Below are 17,107 nucleotides of genomic sequence, written 5' to 3' on the forward strand. Positions count from 1 at the left end.
CCGGCGTAGCCGCCGTAAGTTTCCGGTCGCGGGCCCCTCGAGGCGAAGCCGATGAGGGGTCCCGACCGGAAACTTGGACGCGCGAGGGCCAGGCCGGAATCACGAGAGTTCGCGGACCCGACTCATGAGGGGGGTCCAGTGTTCGCTCAGGGACTCCCGGGACATGAACAGGCCCAGGTGGCCGCCGGGGACGAGCTCGCGGTGGACCAGGTCCGGCGGCGTCGAGGCGTGCTCGGCCAGCGGCCAGACCTGGGGGGGCGGGGTGATGCGGTCCTCGGCGCCCGCGATCAGGAACAGCGGGCAGCCGATCCGGCCGAGGTCGACCCGCCGGCCGCCGACCTCCAGCTCGCCGGTGATCAGCTCGTTGCCGAGGAACAGGTGCTCCACGATCCACAGGTAGAAGGCGCCGGGCACGTCCTGGGTCCACTCGAACCAGTCGGTGAACGCCCGGTACCGCGCAACCTGCTCGGGGTCGCGGATGTCGCCCCACAACGCGAGATCGCGGCGTAGCTCGGCGGTCGGTTCGAGCATCTTGAAGCCCAGTACCTGGTTCGCGCCGCGCTGCACGCCGCCGCCGAGCGCGACCACGGTCTGGTACGCCGCGAGCTCACCGGCGCCGGCCAGCTGCCCGAGCGCGCTGTTGAGCTGGGTCCAGGTGCGCAGCGGTGAGGCCCCGGCGTGGAAGTCGATCGGCGCGCCGGCCACCGTGAGCGTGTTGATCTGCTCCGGGTGCAGCGCCGCGTAGATCGCGGCCAGCCAGCCGCCTTGGCAGTCGCCGACCAGGTTCACCCTGCCGCCGAGCAGTTCCACCGTCTCGGCCAGCAGGTCGACGTAGTCCTCGACGACCGCGTCCGCGGTCTCCTCCGTGGCGCCGATCCAGTCCAGGCTGTACAGCTGGTCGAGGCCGGCGTCCCGGATGGTCAGCAGCTGGCTCTGGTCACGGGCGTAGTCCACGATGCACGAGGAATGACCCGCCTGCGGCGGCAGCACGAGCGTCGGGACCTCGGGGGAGGCGGCCGTCCGCTCGGTCGAGTAGTCGCGCAGCCGCGCGAGCGGCCACTGCCGGAGCACCGTGGACGGATGGGCCCAGGTCGGCTCTTCCCGCTCGGTGCGGGCCGACCACCAGGTCTGCAGGTCGGCGAGTACCTCGACGGGGCTGGCCGGCCGGTTCAGGCCCGCCACGTAACGTGACCAGCTCGTCGTCGCGGCGGTGGCGATGCGCAGCGGCGCGAACGCGAACTCGGTCAGGACGCCGGTCATCGGTCAGCTCCTCAGGCCCAGGGCTGGGACAGGTAGCGCGGGTTGGCGACGGTCAGTTTCGCCACCACGAGTGCCCGCACGGTGTCCAGCACCTCGTCCCACCGTGAGTCCAGTGAACCATCCCGGATCGCGTCGACCAGTGCCCGGTCGTCCGCGCAGCCCAGCGCGTCGAGCCGTCGCTGGTGCGCCGCGCGCTGTGCCTCGCCGACCCGCAGCTCGCGCCGGGCGATCTTCATCGCGTTGGCGGCGACCCTGGCGTGGAACCGCAGTCTCTCGCCGGAGTCCGAACCGACCACGTCGGTGTCCAGGTAGTCGGCGGTGGCCGCGAGCAGCTCGTCGATCGTGGGTCTGCCGTGCAGGCCGGGGGCGCTGTCGGTCTCGGTGACCAGGGGGTCGTCCACGGTGGATGTCTCGGTCAGTCCCAGGGTCAGCAGCACGTCGTGCTCGCACTCGCTGAGCCTGCGACCGAGCACCGCCATTTCGACCGACCGTTCGGTGCCGCCGAGGTGGCGTTCCGCCTGTTCCCGGCAGATCACCGCCCACCGGGCGACGCCGAACGCCTCCCACCAGCGCAGTGTCTCCTCGGTCGGTCGCCAGCCGGCGACCTCGGCGTACCCGTCGAGCAGCTCGTCCCGGTCGCCGAACCCGCCGACCGGCCGGGTGGCGCCGAACCGCCACGCCTTGCCGCACAGCCAGCCGAGGTCCTCCACCGGATCGCCGCGATGAACCAGCTCCCAGTCGAGGACCGCGACCAAACCGTCGTCGCCGAGCATCAGGTTGCCGTTGCGGAAGTCGCCGTGTACAAGGCGTTCCTCCGAGGCGGGCGGACGGTTCTCCGCCAGCCAGCGGAACGCCACCTCGAGCGCGGGATGCGGTTCGTCGAACGCGTCGTGCGCGGCACGCAGCTGCTCCAGCGCGTCACCGCCGGTCAGGTCGGGAAGGTTGTCCAGCGGCACCTGGTGGATGGCGGCCAACGCCCGGCCCAGCTCGGCGGCCAGTCCGGCGCGGGCCTTCTCCCAGCGCGGTTCGCGCAGCAGCCGGCGCGGGAAGGTCTCGCCTTCGAGGTGTTCCATCAGCAGGTAGGCGCTGCCCACCTCGTCGGACCCGTCGCCGTGACCGATCAGCGCGGGCACCGGCACGCCGACGCGCGCGGTCTCGGTGAGGACGCTCGCTTCGAGGGCCATCTGCTCGGCGCGTGGGGCTTCCGGCGGGTCGCGGCGCAGGATCAGCTTGCGCTTCCCGGCGCTGGTCGTCGCGACCAGTGACCACGTCTCGCGGCTCGCTCCGCCGGACAGCTGGTACAGCTCGGAGACGGTCGCGGGCTCACCGAGCCACCGGGTCAGGACGGCGGGCAGACCTGCCGCCAGGCGTTCCGCTTCGGTCACCGAGAGCTCCTTTTCGACTGAACGGGCGTTCAGATCATAGAAGGCAAGCCTTCAACGTGCGTGCTGCCCGGAGAAGGACAAAGCTCACACCGCCGCCGAGTGAAAGGAATCATGGATGAGTCAGGTCGGGGTCACGTTGCCGTTCGACGGCTTGCCGTTGCACCAGCACCGGGAGGCGATCGAGCGGTTGGCCGATGCGGGCATCAGCGAGGTGTCCACCGGGGAGTCGAACGGGCTCGACGGTCTGAGCCCACTGCTGCTGGCCTCCGCGTGGCGCCCTGAGCTGACCCTGTCGGCCTCGGTGGTATCGGCGTTCACCCGAGGGCCTTCGATCATGGCCAGCACCGCCGCCGCGCTCGCCGAAGCGGCGCCCGGCCGCGCCCGGTTCGGGATCGGCGCCGGTTCGGACCGGATCGTGCACGACTGGAATGGGATCGCGTTCGACAAGCCGTACTCGCGCGTTGTCCACACGCTGCGGGTGTTGCGTGCCGCACTGTCCGGCCAGCGGGCCTCCGCCGCTGCCGACTCGGCGAAGGCGCTGGGCGTCGACTTCAAGCTCGGCAGGCCGCCCGAGCAGCCGCCCGCGCTGGTCGTGGCCGCGTTGGGTCCCCGGATGCAGCGCTTCGCCGCCGCCGAGGCGGACGGTGTGTCACTGAACTTCCTGTCCTCGGACGACGTCGCCACGGTGCGCGCGGCCGCTGACGGCGTGACCCGGGAGCTGCCCGATCCGCTGGGAGTGCAGGCCAGGGTGTTCGTCGTGCCGGGCGAGGGCGACGCCGCCGAGCTCTCGGCGCGCCGGATGATCGCCGCGTACCTGACCGTGCCGGTCTACGCGAACTTCCAGTCCTGGCTGGGGCGCGGCGAGCAGCTGCGCGAGATGAGCGAGGCGTGGAACAGCGGCGACCGGGCCAAGGCCGTCGAGGTGATCCCGGACGAGGTGGTGAACGACCTGTTCCTGATCGGTTCGCCGAGCACCACCGCGCGCCGGGTCCGCGCCTACCTCGACGCGGGCGTGGAGATCGCCACGCTCGCCCTGCTGCCCCCGCACGGCGCCACGTTCACTCCGTCCGACCAGGTCGACTACCTGTGCGAGCTGGCCGGACAGGTCTGATCAGCGCAGTGCCGACGCGCCGCCGTCCACGATCAGCCGCTGCCTCGTGACGTACGGGGTGGAGATCAGGAAGGCGACCGCGTCGGCCACGTCCTCCGGACGGCAGACCCGGCCGAACGGTGAGCGGGAGTCCAGCTCGACGGCGTCGGACACCCCGCTCAGCGCCCGGGCCAGCCGGTCGCCCATGTCGGTGGCGACCAGCCCGGGCGCGACGACGTTGACGTGGATCCCGTTGGGCAGCTCCTCCTGCGCGAGGCTGAAGGCGAGCGCCTCCAACGCGGCCTTCGCCATCGAGTACGGCGCGCCCGCCGGCATCGGGTTGGACCCGGCGACGCTGGACAGGAACACGATGTCGCCGCGCTCCAGCCCGCGCATGCCCGGTACCAGCAGCCGCGACAGGTGATGGGCGGCGAACGCGTGCGTCGCCATCAGCTTCTGCGGTTCGCCCGGGTCGGTCTCGGTCACCGTCGCGCCACGGCTGGCGATACCCGCGCTGTGCACGAAGATGTCGACCTTGCCGAACTCGGCGAGCACCGCCTCGACCATCGCGGCGTCCTGGTCGGCGTCGTCGACCGAGGCCTGGAACGCCGACGCCTTCCGCCCGGCCGCGCGGATCTCGGTGACCACGGCCTCGGCGGCCTCGGAGTCGCGCCGATAGTTCACCGCCACGTCGGCGCCCTCGGCGGCGAGCCGCAACGCGATCGCCCTCCCGATGCCTCGACTGCCACCGGTGACCAACGCAACCCGACCCGTCGCCATCTGTGTACCCCTAGTTCGTCGGGGCTCGCTCTCCTGGCCGGGCGAGCCTCTCCTCGATCTTCGCGCGACTCGGCATCAACAGCAGTGCGAGCAGCGACAGGACACAGCAGATCACGATGTACCAGCTGATGCCGGTGCTGGACCCGGTCCGGTTGAGGATGTACGCCGCGACCAGCGGGGCGGGCCCGCCTGCGATGACCGAGGCGAGCTGGTAGCCGATGCCGGCACCGCTGTAGCGCAGGTTCGTCCCGAACGTCTCCGCGATCAGCGCCGCCTGCGGCCCGTACTGCATGTCGTGGAACACCAGCGACAGCACGATCGCCAGCAGCATCAGCCCGCCGGAGCGGGTGTCGAGCAGTCCGTAGTACGGGAACGCGAACAGCCCGGTGGCCACGATGCCGATGCCGTACATGCGTCGCCGGCCGATGCGGTCGGACAGGTAGCCGAACACCGGGATGCTCACCAGGCCGACCGCGGCCGCGACCATCGTGTAGAGCAGCACGTCGCCGCGCGGGACCTTCAGCTGGCGGGTGGCGTAGTCCAGCACGAACGTGATGAACAGGTAGAACGGCGCCTGCTCGGACAGCCGCACGACGGCGGCCACGAGGATCTCGCGCCACTGCTCGCGGATGACCTGTACGACGGGCCGTTCGACGACCGCCTGAGTGGCCTTGGCGCGTTCGAACTCCGGGCTCTCCAGCACCCGCAGCCGCACGTAGAGCCCGATGCCGATCAGGACGACGGACAGCAGGAACGGCACCCGCCAGCCCCAGATCAGGAAGTCGGGCCCGGTCCACGCGCTCATCAGCCCGACGATGCCGGTCGAGAGCAGCAGGCCCATCGGAACGCCGAACTGCGGCCAGCTGGCGAACAGCCCACGCCGGGTGCCGTGGCCCCACTCCATGGCGAGCAGCACCGAGCCGCCCCATTCACCGCCGACGCCGAGCCCCTGCCCGATGCGCATCAGGATCAGCAGGATCGGCGCGAACACACCGATCGACTCGAAGCTGGGGACCAGGCCGATGACGAACGTGCTGATCCCCATCAGCAGCAGGGTCGCGATGAGGGTGGTCTTACGGCCGATCCGGTCGCCGTAGTGGCCGAAGATCGCGGCGCCGATCGGGCGGGCGAGGAAGCCGACGAACAGCGTGCCGAACGCGGCGAGCACCCCGACGAACTGGGACTGGCCGGGGAAGAAGAGCTTCGGGAAGACCAGCGCGGCGGCGGTTCCGTAGAGGAAGAAGTCGTACCACTCGATCGTGGTCCCGACGGTGCTGGCCAGCACCGCCCGTCGTCTGGCCTGTCGGTTGTCGGCCGGTGGTGAACTGGTCACGCGGAACCTCCGAGCGCGGTCGAGGCCGCTCTCGGCGTGGCTTGGTGAGTTCCGCCACAGTGCAGCCCGGTCGCCGCATCCTGCCTCGTCAGCCCATCGTCAGACACTAGGCCGAAAGAGTGGAATGATCTCCTCGTCTGGTTACGCGGTGTGCCGCAGGATGGCTTCGGTCAGCGCCGGAACGACATCCTCGCCGATGGCGTGCCCCAGCCCGGGGATCGCGAGCAGGTCGGCTCCGGGGATCTTCGCGGCGATGAAGGCCGCGTGCGGCGGCGGGTTGATCGGGTCCTCCGGTGCGTCGATCACCAGCGTCGGTGTCCTGATCGAGTGCAGGTCCGCGGCACGGTCCAGGTCGTCGGTGCTCGCCCTGGCGTGTGCCGCCGGGTTGTCGTGTCGTCCGGCGTGATCGATGATCCGCCGTTCCAGCCGGCCGAACTCGCCTGCGTCGAACGGCCCGTTGCCCCGCAATGCCCGCCAGTGTCCGATGCGGAACTCGATCTCGGCGGCTTCGTCACGCGGGTCGGCCAGGTGCTGCCACAGGTCGAGCAGTGAAGGGTCGGGCCCGGGGAGCACGGTCTCGTCCGTCCCTGCGGCCAGGGAGACCGTGCTCCAGAGGGTGGCACTGAGCAGTCGGTCCGGATGGTCCAGCAGCAGGAGCTGGACCAGGATGCCGCCCATCGACATGCCCGCGACGTGCGCCCGTTCGATGCCGAACGCGTCGAGCACGGCGACCGCGTCCTCGGCCAGCCGGCTGATCGGGTAGGGCCGGGTGTCGAACTCCCAGCTGGACCGGCCGGTGTCCCGATGGTCGTAGATGATCACGCGGTGCCGCTCGCCGAGCGCGTCGACGAACGACTGTGGCCAGGTCAGACCCGAGGCGTTGGCACCCATGACCAGCAGCAACGGTTCCGCGGCCGGGTTGCCGGACTCCCTGGCCCACAACCGGATGCCCGGCTCGACGTCGACGTAGCGCTCCATCGGCACAGCCTGGTGGCTAGTGCCCCGCGCCACAAATTCGCCTGCTGATTCCGGCGCCCAGATGCCGCCTGGCCGCGTTGCCGCCGTTGAAAGTACCCCGGTACGAGCTGCCGACGGCGCCTTGCCAGACAACATCTGGACACCGGACTCAGTAGGCGAATTTCCGACGCGGGACACTGAGCCAGGCTCTGTCGATCGAGTTCCGCCGTGCGTGGTGCGCAATGATGACCGGCATGAGCGAGCTGCTGGACGGCCGGCCGGTCGTGGGTGTGCTGCATCCCGGTGCGATGGGCGCGGCGATCGGGTCGGCGTTGAAGGCCAGGGCAGGCGCGGTGATCTGGGCCGCGGCGGACCGCACACAGGCCACGTCGAAGCGCGCGGAGCTGGCGGACCTGATCGCGGTGCCTGACGTCGCGGCACTGGCCCGGCGCTGTGCGCTGATCATCTCGATCTGTCCGCCGCACGCGGCGGTCGACGTTGCGTCGCAGGTCGCCGACGCGCTGGCCGACCGCGACCCGGCTGACCGTCCGCTGTACCTGGAGGCGAACGCGGTGGCACCGGCGACGGTCGGGCGGATCGCGCAGCTGCTGGGTCCGGACACCGTCGTGGACGGCGCGGTGATCGGCCCGCCCGCCTGGGAGCCCGGCCAGAGCGTGCTGTGGATGTCCGGCAGGCACGCCGACCCGGTCGCCGCGCTGTTCGACGGGTCGCCGTTCGCCACCCGGGTGCTCGGCGCCGACCTCGGCCAGGCCAGCGCACTGAAGGCCTGCTTCGCGCTGCAGAGCAAGGCGCTGCCGACGATCTGGCTGCAGCTCGCGGCCGCCGCCGAGAAGGCCGGTGTCGCGGAGGCGCTGCGGTCCGAGCTGTCCCGCACGGGCGTCGACCTGGACGAACGGGTCGCCGCGGTGACCGCGAAGGCAGGCGCGAAGGCCTGGCGCTGGGCGGGAGAAATGGACGAGGCAGCCCAGGCGATGGCCGACCTCGGCCTGCCCGACGGCTTCTCCCGAGCCGCGGCCGACCTGTACCGCCGCATGCCCCCCGCCTAACCCCGGGCGACCTTGCACACTGTCGCGCTGCGTCGCACATGTCCGGACGTGTGCGACGCAGCACGACGGTGTGCACAGTGCGTTTGGTGGGCGGGGCAACCGAGCTGCGGGGTAGCGGTTGTGCTGGCAACATCCACTTCGAGGGGTGCCGGTGGCTGAGGGGATGTCCGGGTGGAGACGGTCGACCGGGTAGTTGCCGAGCGTGGCGTCGCCGGGCTCGCCGCGACGGCGTGCGTTCGCGTCAAGGACGTGACGGGTGAGGTCGTCGGGTCGGCGTTCCTCGTCGGGCCGGACCTGGTGGCGACCTGCGCGCACGTCGTCGCCGACGCCACGATGGCGGATCCCTACGCGGCCGCGGCGCCGGACGTGGAGATCGCGGTCGACTTCCCGGTCCTGCCCGGGGGACCGGCGGCCAGGTCCGCGCGGGTGCACCGCTGGGTCCCGATCGCCGAGGACGGCACCGGCGATGTTGCGCTGCTGCGGCTCGACGAGCCCGCCCCACCCGGCGCGGTGATGCCTCCGGTCCGGCGGGTCGAGGGATTGTGGGACCACAGGTTCCGGGCGTTCGGCTTTCCGGAGGGCCGCGCGGACGGGGTGTGGACGACCGGGCTGATCCGCTCCGCGCAGGGCACCGGCTGGTTCCAGCTCCAGGGCACCCTCGGTGACCAACCGGTCGAGGGCGGGTTCAGCGGCTCGCCGGTGTGGGACGACGAGACCGGCGCTGTCGTCGGCATGACCGTGGCAGCCGATCGGGATCCGAGCGTCACCACCGCCTATCTGATCCCGATCGAACACGTCCTCGGTCTGGACCCCGAGCTGCTGCCGAGCCCGTACCGGGGTCTCGAACCGTTCGGCGAGGAGCACGCCGAGTACTTCTTCGGCCGCGACACCGACCTGCGCCGCCTGCGTGACGCCGTCGAGCGATGCCCACTGGTCGCGGTGTCCGGCCCCTCCGGCGCCGGCAAGTCGTCGCTGGTCAAGGCCGGTCTCCTGCCGACGCTGCGTGCCGAGGGCACCCGGATCGCGCAGGTGCGTCCTCGCCCCGGCGCGCCGTTGCTGATGGATGTCGCGGCCGCGGTCCTCGAGCTGGCGGACCCTGGCTCCGCCGAGGCCCGCCGCGCCCGGGACGCCGAGCGGATCGGCACCGCGCTGGCCGAGCCGACCACGACGGAGGCTGCCCGCGCCGAGCTGACCGAGGCTCTCATCGGAACCGACGCCGGACGCGTGGTCCTGGTCGTCGACCAGTTCGAGGAGCTCGCCGAGTCCACCCCCGATCTGGCGCGCGACCTGCTCACCGTCCTGGCCGGCCTCGGCGAGCGGCTCCGGGTGGTACTCACCGTCCGGGGTGTGGCGATGGACGAGATCCTCACTCCGTCGGTGGCCGAAGCGCTGGGCTCGGGCACCGTACTGGTCGGCCCGATGGACCGCACGCAACTGCGCGAGGCGATCGTCCGTCCCGCCGAACGGGCACCCGGCCTGGCGTTCGACGATGGTCTGGTCGAACGGATCCTCGACGACGCGGGCACCGAGCCCGGCCAGCTGCCGCTCGTCGAGTCGCTGCTGGCCCAGCTGTGGGCCCGTCGCGAGGGCGGCTCGCTGACGACCAGGGGCTACGAGGCCGCCGGGGGCGTCGCGGGTGCGCTGTCGGTGCATGCCGAGCACGTGGTGACCTCGGCGTTCGGTGCCGACACCGAGCAGCTGAGGCTGCTGTGCACCCGGCTCGCGGTGCCCGGGCGCGAGGGCCGGTTCGTCCGGCGCCCGGTGCGCTACACGGACCTTCCCGAGGAGCTGCGCGAGCTGGTCCCGCCGCTCGCGGCCGGCCGGCTGGTCGTGGTCGCCGGTGGCCACGGTTCGGCCGGCACCGTGGAGCTGGCCCACCAGTCGCTCATCGACCACTGGGCCCGGCTGCGTGACTGGCTGGCCGCCGACCGGGACTTCCTGACCTGGCGCGCCGAGCTCGACGCCGACCTGCACCGCTGGGAATCCTCGAACCGCGATGACGGGGTGTTGCGCCGAGGCGCCGCCCTGAGCTCCGGCGAGCAGTGGGTGGGCTCCCGGGGGCAGGAACTGACCGTCGACGAGCACGCCTACCTGCGCGCCAGCCGGGACCGGGCCCGACGCGATGTGCGTCGCCGCCGAACCGTGCTGGCCGGTCTGGGCGTGGTGGTCCTGGTCGCGGCTGTACTCACCGTCGTCGCCGTTCGAGGACAAGCGCGTAACACCCGTCAGCAGTCGCTTGTCGACTCGGAGAACCTGGCCAGGGCCGCGAGCGAGCGAGCCGTGTCGAACCCGGTCGTGGCGGCCCAGCTCGCGCTCGCCGCGTGGCGCGCCGGCCCGACGAATCCGGCCGCCCGGACCGCGCTGGGCAACGAGTACCTCGCCTTCGACTCGACGGAATCGGTGATCACGACAAGCACGGACCCGACGCCGATGCGCATCTCGGCTCACGGATCGTCCGAGAACGGATATGTGTACCTGACCCACGACACGCCTCGGGTGGATGTCGTCGTCGACCCGACGGGCCCTCAGCCGCGTCAGGCGGCTGTGGCGGTCCCTGACACCAGGGTCGACCAGAGAGTGGGCAACGACGGCGCGCACTACTACTCCGTCTCCGCCGACGGCGCGGTCTGGGAGACCGACGTCCGCTCCGAGGCGCGGGCGGCTCGGCTGGCCGAGCCCACCGGTGCCCAGCGGAAGCTGGCGGGTACCTCACCGGACAGCACCAGGGTGGGCTGGTGGGAGAAGGTCACGGACACCCGCGTCGCGTTGACCGTGTTCGACCTCGGCACCCGGGCCGCTCGGCAGGTCTTTCTGGACCTGCCGGACGTGGCCTCGATCCTGTTGACGTCGGATCCTGATCAGGTCCTCGTCCGGCAGGGCGATGCGGGCCTGCCGGGGTCCCGAATCTCCGTGCGCACGGTGTCGTCCAACACCGAGCTGCGACAGCTCCCCGCGACCCCCGAGATCGTGAACGAGGGCAGAGACATCCTGTCCTGCGCGCCGGGGGACCCGCGTACTGGTGGCGCGCGCTCGGTGGTCACGGTGTCGGACCTGCTCAGCGGCGTGCCACAGCGTCAGATCCCGTTGAACCCGTACTCCGCGTGCACCGGGTACACGGTCGCGTCCGGCGGGCGGTACCTCGTCGAGCAGTACCTGCACGGGATGAGCGCCGCTCAGGACGCCTGGCGGGCCACGGACCTGACCACCGGCTCGTCCTACACCTTCACGACGCCTCCGCTGGACAAGAAGGACGTCACCGAACTCCCGCTCCAGATCGGGGTGGTTCCCGGCGTGGAAGGTCCACCGACGGCATTCGTGGTCGTCGGTCCCAGCCTCATCCGGGTCCGGACCCAACCCCAGCTGCCCGTGGACACCGGTGGCACCCCACCACGACGAATCGTGCTGGCGGACGGCGGGGTGGTGCTGACCCTGTCCCAGCCGGGCAACGACATGTCGACCTTCGATGCGACGTCGGGGTCACCTCTCGGTACCTGGAAGAACCCGGACCCGGGCAACAGCCAGATGTATCTGGCCGACGAACCCTGGGTGGTGAGGCGGGAGGATGCCCACTGGTTCCTGAACCGCTACCGGATTCCCGGCCTCGACGGCGCGGCACCGATCGCGCTGCCGGCCGGAGCCGTCCACGGGCGCGGTGTCGACCTGACGTTCACGGCGGACGTGCAAGGCCGGACCGGGATGGTCGTCGCCCTGATCGGAGGTGTGCTCAGTGGCTGGGACGCCGCCACCGGGAAGCAGGTGGGGCAGGCCGTTCCGCTGTCCGCCCCGGGATCGGACTGGTACGCCGGCCACGCAGCGGTCTGGCCTCGGCGCGGCCATCCGGAGCAGGTGATCGTGCAGACGGCGGATGACCGCATCCAGATCTGGGACGTCGGGGCGGCGCGCATGGTCGAGGAGCTGCCGGTCCCGGTCGCCCTCGGTGGTGCCGCGCAGCTCGGTGACCTCGTTGTCGCGGACGGCGACCGTCTGGTGGCACTCACCCGTGCGTCGCGGCTGGAGGCGTGGGACCTGGCGACGGGCCGGCGCACGGCGGACGTCGCGGTGCCCCAGGCGATCGGGCTCGCCGGAGTGTCGGCTGACGGACAGCTCGTCTCGGAGACGCTGACGGCCGGCGGAGTGAGCATCGGTCTCTACGACCTGCGCTCATTGGCGCCGGCCGGGACGTTGAACCCGGGAACGCTCGGCGCGGTGTCGATCCGGAACGGGGGCGTCGTGCTCTCCGGCGAGGCCGGATACCCACCGAGCGCCATGCCCGCGACGGCCACGACGTGGCGTGACCACCTGTGCCACACCCTGCCCGCTCGGTACACCCAGGACACCCTCGCCCAGCTCCCCGCCGGTTTCGACACCAGCTCGCCCTGCACCCTGTGACGACACGAATGTGGCTTTAGGGACGTTCAACGTCCCTAAAGCCACATTCGTGTCATCGGGCGGATGGCGATCGGGCGGACCGCGGGGGTCAGCCGAGGAGCTTGCGCATCAGTTTCTTCGCGCCCTCGGTGTGCGGCGGGTAGATGAACTGCGGGTCGGGGCGTGAGGGCTTCACGAACACCGCCTTGCGGTGGCTGAACGTCTGGAAGCCCCATTCGCCGTGGTAGGCGCCCATTCCGCTGGTGCCGACGCCGCCGAACGGCAGCTGCGGGACCAGGCAGTGCATGGCCAGCTGGTTGATCACCGTGCCGCCGGAGCTGACCTCGGCGATCAGGCGTTCGCGCGACTCGCGGGACTTGGTGAACAGGTAGGCGGCCAGCGGCTTCGGGCGGGCGTTGACGAAGTCGATCGCATCGGACAGCGACTGGACCGTCATGACCGGCAGGAGCGGACCGAAGATCTCACCGGTCATGACCGGGGACTCCGGGTCCGGGTCGAGCAGGACGGTCGGCTGGATCGACAGGGTGGCCTCGTCCACCGCCCCGCCGAGCACGACGCGTCCACCGGGGTTGTCCAGCAGCGACGCGAGCCGCTCGAACTGGCGCTTGTTGACGATCGGCAGGCCCTCGGTCGAACCCTCGCGGAACTTGTTCAGCGTCGAGGCGATCAGTTCGAGCAGCTTGTCCCTGACCGGCTCCTCGACCAGCACGTAGTCGGGCGCGATGCAGGTCTGGCCGGAGTTGAGCAGCTTGGTGAACGCGATGCGCCGGGCGGCGACCTCCAGGTCGGCGTCCCGGGCGATGATCACCGGGCTCTTGCCGCCCAGCTCGAGCGTGACCGGGGTGAGGTGCTTTGCGGCACCCTCCATGACGCGCTTGCCGATCTCCGGGCCGCCGGTGAAGAACGCATGGTCGAAGCCCTGCTCCAGCAGCAGCTGGGTGGTGGCCGCCTCGCCCTCGATGACCGCGACGGTGTCGTTGTCCAGGTACTGGGGGATGAGCCGGGCCAGCAGCGCGGACGTCGCCGGCGCGTGCTCGGACGGCTTGATCACCGTGCAGTCCCCGGCGCAGATCGCGCCGATGAGCGGGCCGAGGGTGAGGAAGATCGGGTAGTTCCACGGGCCGATCACCAGGACGGTACCCAGCGGCTCGTACTGGTAGAAGGCGCGCGCCGGCTGCAGGCTCAGCGGCAGGCCGGTACGACGGCGGCGCATCCACTTACGCAGGTGCTTGCGCGCGTAGGTGATCTCGGCCTTGGTGCTGGCGACGTCACCGAACCAGGCGTCGTGCGCGGAGCGGCCGAGGTCGGCCTGTAGCGCCTCGACGATGTCCGACTCGCGTTCGTCGAGCAGTCGCACCAGAGCGGTCAGCTGGCCGATACGCCAGCTCAGGGGCCTGGTGCGGCCGCTGGCGAAGGTGGCGCGCAGCCGGGACAGGGCCTGATGGATCTGGTCCTCTCCTGCCTCGGGGCGCCGCGCGGGGGCGAGTCGGGACGAGTGAGTCGGTTCGGCGACGGACGTCATGCCGCGCATTCTACTCGACGTTAGAAGTGAGAGGTTGATATCACAATGGTCGCGAACGGTAGGTTGCTGACAAGCGTCGCCGACCACTGTTTAATGCCAAATAGAATCAGTCCCGCGCCAGGAGGTCCGCCGTTGTACCCGCGCACTTACGTGTCCACCACGCCGGACAAGGTCGCCGCACGCCTGATCGATACCGGCGAGGAGGTGACCTACGCGCAGCTGGACGAGCGCTCGACCCGGCTCGCGCGCGTGCTGCACGACGCGGGTCTGCGGCGGGGTGACGTGGTCGCCCTGCTCAGCAACAACGACCTGCGCTGCTTCGAGGTCTACTGGGCCGCGATGCGGACCGGGCTCTACATCACCGCGGTCAACCACCACCTCTCGCCGGAGGAGATGGCCTACATCGTCAACGACTCCGGTGCCAAGGCGCTGGTCGCGGCGGGGGCCAAGGGCGACCTGGCCGAGGCGATCGTCGAGCTGACGCCGGACGTGAGCCTGCGGCTGGCCTTCGGTGGTGAGGTCGCGGGCCACGGCAGCTACGCGGACGCGCTCGCGGGTGCGTCCGCCGAGCCGCTGGACGACGAGCCGAGCGGCGCGCCGATGCTGTACTCCTCCGGCACCACCGGACGGCCGAAGGGCGTGCGCCCGCCGCTGCCCGAGCGTCAGGTGTACGAGCCGGGGGAGCTGGTCGTCGGGCTGGCCGGGCCGGTGTTCGGCATGGACTCCGACACCGTCTACCTCTCGCCCGCGCCGATCTACCACGCCGCGCCGCTGCGCTGGTGCGGCGCCGTCCAGGCAATCGGTGGCACCGTCATCATGACGGAGAAGTTCGACGCCGAGCGCACGCTGGCCGCGATCGCCGAGAACCAGGTCACCGCCGCCCAGTTCGTGCCCACGATGTTCGTCCGCATGCTCAAGCTCGACGACGACGTACGCACGAGCTACGACGTCTCGTCACTCAAGCTGGCGATCCACGCCGCCGCGCCCTGCCCGGTCGACGTGAAGCAGAAGATGATCGACTGGTGGGGTCCGGTCCTGGTCGAGTACTACGCCGGCACCGAGGGCCACGGCATGACGATGATCAACAGTGCGAACTGGCTGAAGAAGCCGGGCTCGGTCGGTCAGGCCGTCGTCGGGGTCCTGCACATCTGTGACGAGGACAACGGCGGCAAGGAGCAGCCGGTCGGCGAGGTAGGCACGATCTACTTCGAGCGCGACGAGATGCCGTTCAGCTACCATAACGACCCGGAGAAGACCCGCGAGGCGCAGCACCCCGACCACCCGAACTGGAGCACGGTCGGCGACATCGGCAGGGTCGACGAGGACGGTTTCCTGTTCCTCACCGACCGCAAGTCGTTCACCATCATCTCCGGCGGGGTCAACATCTACCCGCAGGAGATCGAGAACGTGCTGGCGCTGCACGAGGCGGTCACCGACGTCGCGGTGATCGGCGTGCCGGACCCGGAGATGGGCGAGGCGGTCAAGGCGTTCATCCAGCCCGCTCCCGGCGCGAACCCCGGCCCCGAGCTGGAGAAGGAGATCATCGACTTCGTCCGGTCGAAGATCGCGCGGTTCAAGGCGCCGCGCAGCGTCCAGTTCGTCGACGACCTGCCCCGTACCCCGACCGGCAAGCTGGTGAAACACGAGCTCAAACGGCAGTACGTGACCGGTGGCTGAGCCGGAGGAGGTGACCGCCTCCTTCCGCGAGGGGACGGGCACGCCGGTCGTGTTGCTGCACGGGATCACGATGTCGTGGCGGGCGTGGAAGCCTGTGCTGCCGTTCCTCGTCGGGCGCCACGACGTGTTCGTGCCCACTCTCGCGGGACATCGGGGCGGTCCGGGACTGCGCCCGGACGCGACGCCGGGCATCGAGGCCGTCGTCGACGTGCTGTGCGACCAGCTGGACGAGGCGGGCATCGAGTCGGCGCACCTGGTCGGCAACTCGCTCGGCGGGTGGGTCGCGCTCGAGATGGCCCGCCGCGGCCGGGCCCGCTCGGTGGTCGGGTTCTCCCCGGCGGGTACCTGGCGGGCACGGCGTGACCTGCTGCGGCTGCTGCTGCTGTTCCGTGCCGGGCACATGGCGGTGGGCAGTCCCCGGCTGAGCTGGGTGGCGACCAACCCCCGGACGCGGCGCCTGGCGCTGGGGCGCATGTTCGCTCGCCCGGATCGCGTGCCTGAGGAGGAACTGATCGGGCTGATCAGGGACTTCGAGGACTGTGCACTGTTCACGGCGATGCTCGGGGGCGGTGGTCACGGCCTCGAACCGCTCGCCGAGTTCGACGTGGCGCTGTGCCCGGTGAAGATCGCCTGGGCGGAGAAGGACCGGGTGATCCCGTACGGCCGCTACGGGCGTCCCATGCAGGAGAGGGTGCGGGGAGCGGAGTTCACCATGCTGCCCGGAGTCGGACACGTGCCCATGTACGACGACCCCCGGCTGATCGCGCGCACGGTCCTGGAGGTGACCAGCTCGGTGGACGCCAACGACCAGCAGGAACGTCCGCGCAGGCGGCGGCGCAGCGCCTGACTCCACCCCGCAGAGCCGGGGCACACCTTGCACACCGTGGTGCTGCGTCGCACATGTCCGGACATGTGCGACGCAGCACCACGGTGTGCGAAGTCGCTCCCGCTAGCGTTCTTCCTCGCCGAACGCGGGCGGGGTCGTCGTCTGGTAGATGCTGGTCAGCCAGACCTGCAGCAACACGTCGACCACGTGGTCCTCGGAGACCGCGGGCGGCTCGCCCGAGTACGTGGCGAGCAGCGCGCGCTCGTTCATCAGGTTCAACACGGTGGCCAGCTCGTCGGCGGGCACACCGTCCGGCGCCGCGCCGCGCGCCCGCTCGAACTGGATCGCCTCGCTGGTGCGCTGGATCCAGTGGCCCAGCACCGTCGACCACAGCGCGCGGACCTCGCTGTTCGTCGCGCCGGCCTGTGCGATGGCCAGCGTCACGGCGCGATGCGCGCGGAAGGTCTGGAAGTAGGCGTCGATCGCATGGCGCCAGTGCGTGGCCGGGCCACCTTCGCCCGGCGGGATGGCCGCGATGCCGGAGATCGAGTCGGCCTCCGCCGCGACCCGCTCGACCAGCGTCAGAAGGACCGCGTCCTTCGACGGGAAGTAGAAGTAGAACGTGGGCCGGGAGATGCCGGCGCCGCGCGCCAGGTCGTCGATGGAGATCTCGCTCAGCGGCCGCTCATCGAGCAGTCGTTCCGCCGTGGTCAGGATGGCCAGCTCACGGTCGTCGCCGGACGGGCGCGAGCTGCGCCGGCTACGGGACGGGCGTGATTTGCCGGTGGCGGGCAGCGGGGACATGTCCGTGACCATACACG

12 protein-coding genes are annotated in these 17,107 nt (G+C 70.9%); 5 read left to right on the forward strand and 7 right to left on the reverse strand.

Translation table 11 applies throughout. The annotated features are described in order from the left end of the window. Nucleotides 1-99 precede the first annotated feature (99 nt). Nucleotides 100-1,260, reverse strand: coding sequence for an alpha/beta fold hydrolase (locus G406_RS0143600; RefSeq protein ID WP_028938781.1), 1,161 nt, complete (start codon nucleotides 1,258-1,260; stop codon nucleotides 100-102). Nucleotides 1,261-1,271: 11 nt separating this feature from the next. After that, complete coding sequence (locus tag G406_RS0143605) at nucleotides 1,272-2,645, reverse strand: phosphotransferase family protein (protein WP_028938782.1); 1,374 nt, start codon at nucleotides 2,643-2,645, stop codon at nucleotides 1,272-1,274. A gap of 115 nt (nucleotides 2,646-2,760) precedes the next feature. Between G406_RS0143605 and G406_RS53460 the strand changes: the two genes are divergently transcribed. Continuing rightward, a complete protein-coding gene (locus G406_RS53460; RefSeq protein WP_037081609.1) occupies nucleotides 2,761-3,756 on the forward strand; it encodes an LLM class F420-dependent oxidoreductase in 996 nt (331 codons plus the stop codon). Here G406_RS53460 and G406_RS0143615 read toward each other — a convergent pair whose 3' ends face one another. From G406_RS0143615 to G406_RS0143625, 3 genes are all read right to left on the reverse strand, one after another. Then, complete coding sequence (locus G406_RS0143615; RefSeq protein WP_028938783.1) at nucleotides 3,757-4,515, reverse strand: SDR family NAD(P)-dependent oxidoreductase; 759 nt, start codon at nucleotides 4,513-4,515, stop codon at nucleotides 3,757-3,759. A gap of 10 nt (nucleotides 4,516-4,525) precedes the next feature. After that, nucleotides 4,526-5,848 (reverse strand): MFS transporter, encoded by a 1,323-nt coding sequence (locus tag G406_RS53465; RefSeq protein WP_051343495.1) that lies wholly within the window; start codon nucleotides 5,846-5,848, stop codon nucleotides 4,526-4,528. 141 nt (nucleotides 5,849-5,989) lie between these two features. Beyond that, nucleotides 5,990-6,826, reverse strand: coding sequence for an alpha/beta fold hydrolase (locus tag G406_RS0143625; RefSeq protein WP_028938784.1), 837 nt, complete (start codon nucleotides 6,824-6,826; stop codon nucleotides 5,990-5,992). A 233-nt stretch (nucleotides 6,827-7,059) separates the two neighbouring features. On the opposite strand from G406_RS0143625, the gene G406_RS0143630 reads away from it, so the two are divergent. Further along, nucleotides 7,060-7,872, forward strand: coding sequence for a DUF1932 domain-containing protein (locus tag G406_RS0143630; RefSeq protein WP_245607455.1), 813 nt, complete (start codon nucleotides 7,060-7,062; stop codon nucleotides 7,870-7,872). A 171-nt stretch (nucleotides 7,873-8,043) separates the two neighbouring features. Beyond that, nucleotides 8,044-12,261, forward strand: coding sequence for a serine protease (locus G406_RS0143635; protein WP_028938786.1), 4,218 nt, complete (start codon nucleotides 8,044-8,046; stop codon nucleotides 12,259-12,261). 88 nt (nucleotides 12,262-12,349) lie between these two features. On the opposite strand, the gene G406_RS0143640 is transcribed toward G406_RS0143635, so the two are convergent. Beyond that, nucleotides 12,350-13,783: an aldehyde dehydrogenase family protein gene (locus G406_RS0143640; protein ID WP_028938787.1), complete on the reverse strand. Its 1,434-nt coding sequence runs from the start codon at nucleotides 13,781-13,783 to the stop codon at nucleotides 12,350-12,352. Between the two features lie 132 nt (nucleotides 13,784-13,915). On the opposite strand from G406_RS0143640, the gene G406_RS0143645 reads away from it, so the two are divergent. Both G406_RS0143645 and G406_RS53470 read left to right on the forward strand, forming a co-directional pair. Then, nucleotides 13,916-15,460 (forward strand): acyl-CoA synthetase, encoded by a 1,545-nt coding sequence (locus G406_RS0143645; RefSeq protein WP_028938788.1) that lies wholly within the window; start codon nucleotides 13,916-13,918, stop codon nucleotides 15,458-15,460. Next, the gene (locus G406_RS53470; RefSeq protein ID WP_245607456.1) at nucleotides 15,453-16,307 is read left to right on the forward strand and encodes an alpha/beta fold hydrolase; all 855 of its coding nucleotides are present in this window, start codon (nucleotides 15,453-15,455) and stop codon (nucleotides 16,305-16,307) included. Before G406_RS0143645 ends, G406_RS53470 begins: the two co-directional genes overlap by 8 nt. 102 nt (nucleotides 16,308-16,409) lie before the next feature. Here G406_RS53470 and G406_RS0143655 read toward each other — a convergent pair whose 3' ends face one another. Beyond that, nucleotides 16,410-17,090, reverse strand: a complete 681-nt coding sequence (locus tag G406_RS0143655) for a TetR/AcrR family transcriptional regulator (protein ID WP_245607457.1) — start codon at nucleotides 17,088-17,090, stop codon at nucleotides 16,410-16,412. Between the last annotated feature and the right edge of the window lie 17 nt (nucleotides 17,091-17,107).

The sequence above is a fragment of the Actinospineispora spinosispora DSM 44797 genome (assembly GCF_000429025.1).
GTDB classification, from domain to species: Bacteria; Actinomycetota; Actinomycetes; order Mycobacteriales; family Pseudonocardiaceae; genus Pseudonocardia; species Pseudonocardia spinosispora.

What these genes read in the sequence shown, in the direction of transcription:
- G406_RS0143615 (WP_028938783.1), bottom strand. Translation starts at nt 4,515, where the DNA reads ATGGCGACGGGTCGGGTTGCGTTGGTCACCGGTGGCAGTCGAGGCATC.
- G406_RS0143625 (WP_028938784.1), bottom strand. Translation starts at nt 6,826, where the DNA reads ATGGAGCGCTACGTCGACGTCGAGCCGGGCATCCGGTTGTGGGCCAGG.
- G406_RS0143640 (WP_028938787.1), bottom strand. Translation starts at nt 13,783, where the DNA reads ATGACGTCCGTCGCCGAACCGACTCACTCGTCCCGACTCGCCCCCGCG.
- G406_RS0143655 (WP_245607457.1), bottom strand. Translation starts at nt 17,090, where the DNA reads ATGTCCCCGCTGCCCGCCACCGGCAAATCACGCCCGTCCCGTAGCCGG.
- G406_RS53460 (WP_037081609.1), top strand. Translation starts at nt 2,761, where the DNA reads ATGAGTCAGGTCGGGGTCACGTTGCCGTTCGACGGCTTGCCGTTGCAC.
- G406_RS0143600 (WP_028938781.1), bottom strand. Translation starts at nt 1,260, where the DNA reads ATGACCGGCGTCCTGACCGAGTTCGCGTTCGCGCCGCTGCGCATCGCC.
- G406_RS0143630 (WP_245607455.1), top strand. Translation starts at nt 7,060, where the DNA reads ATGAGCGAGCTGCTGGACGGCCGGCCGGTCGTGGGTGTGCTGCATCCC.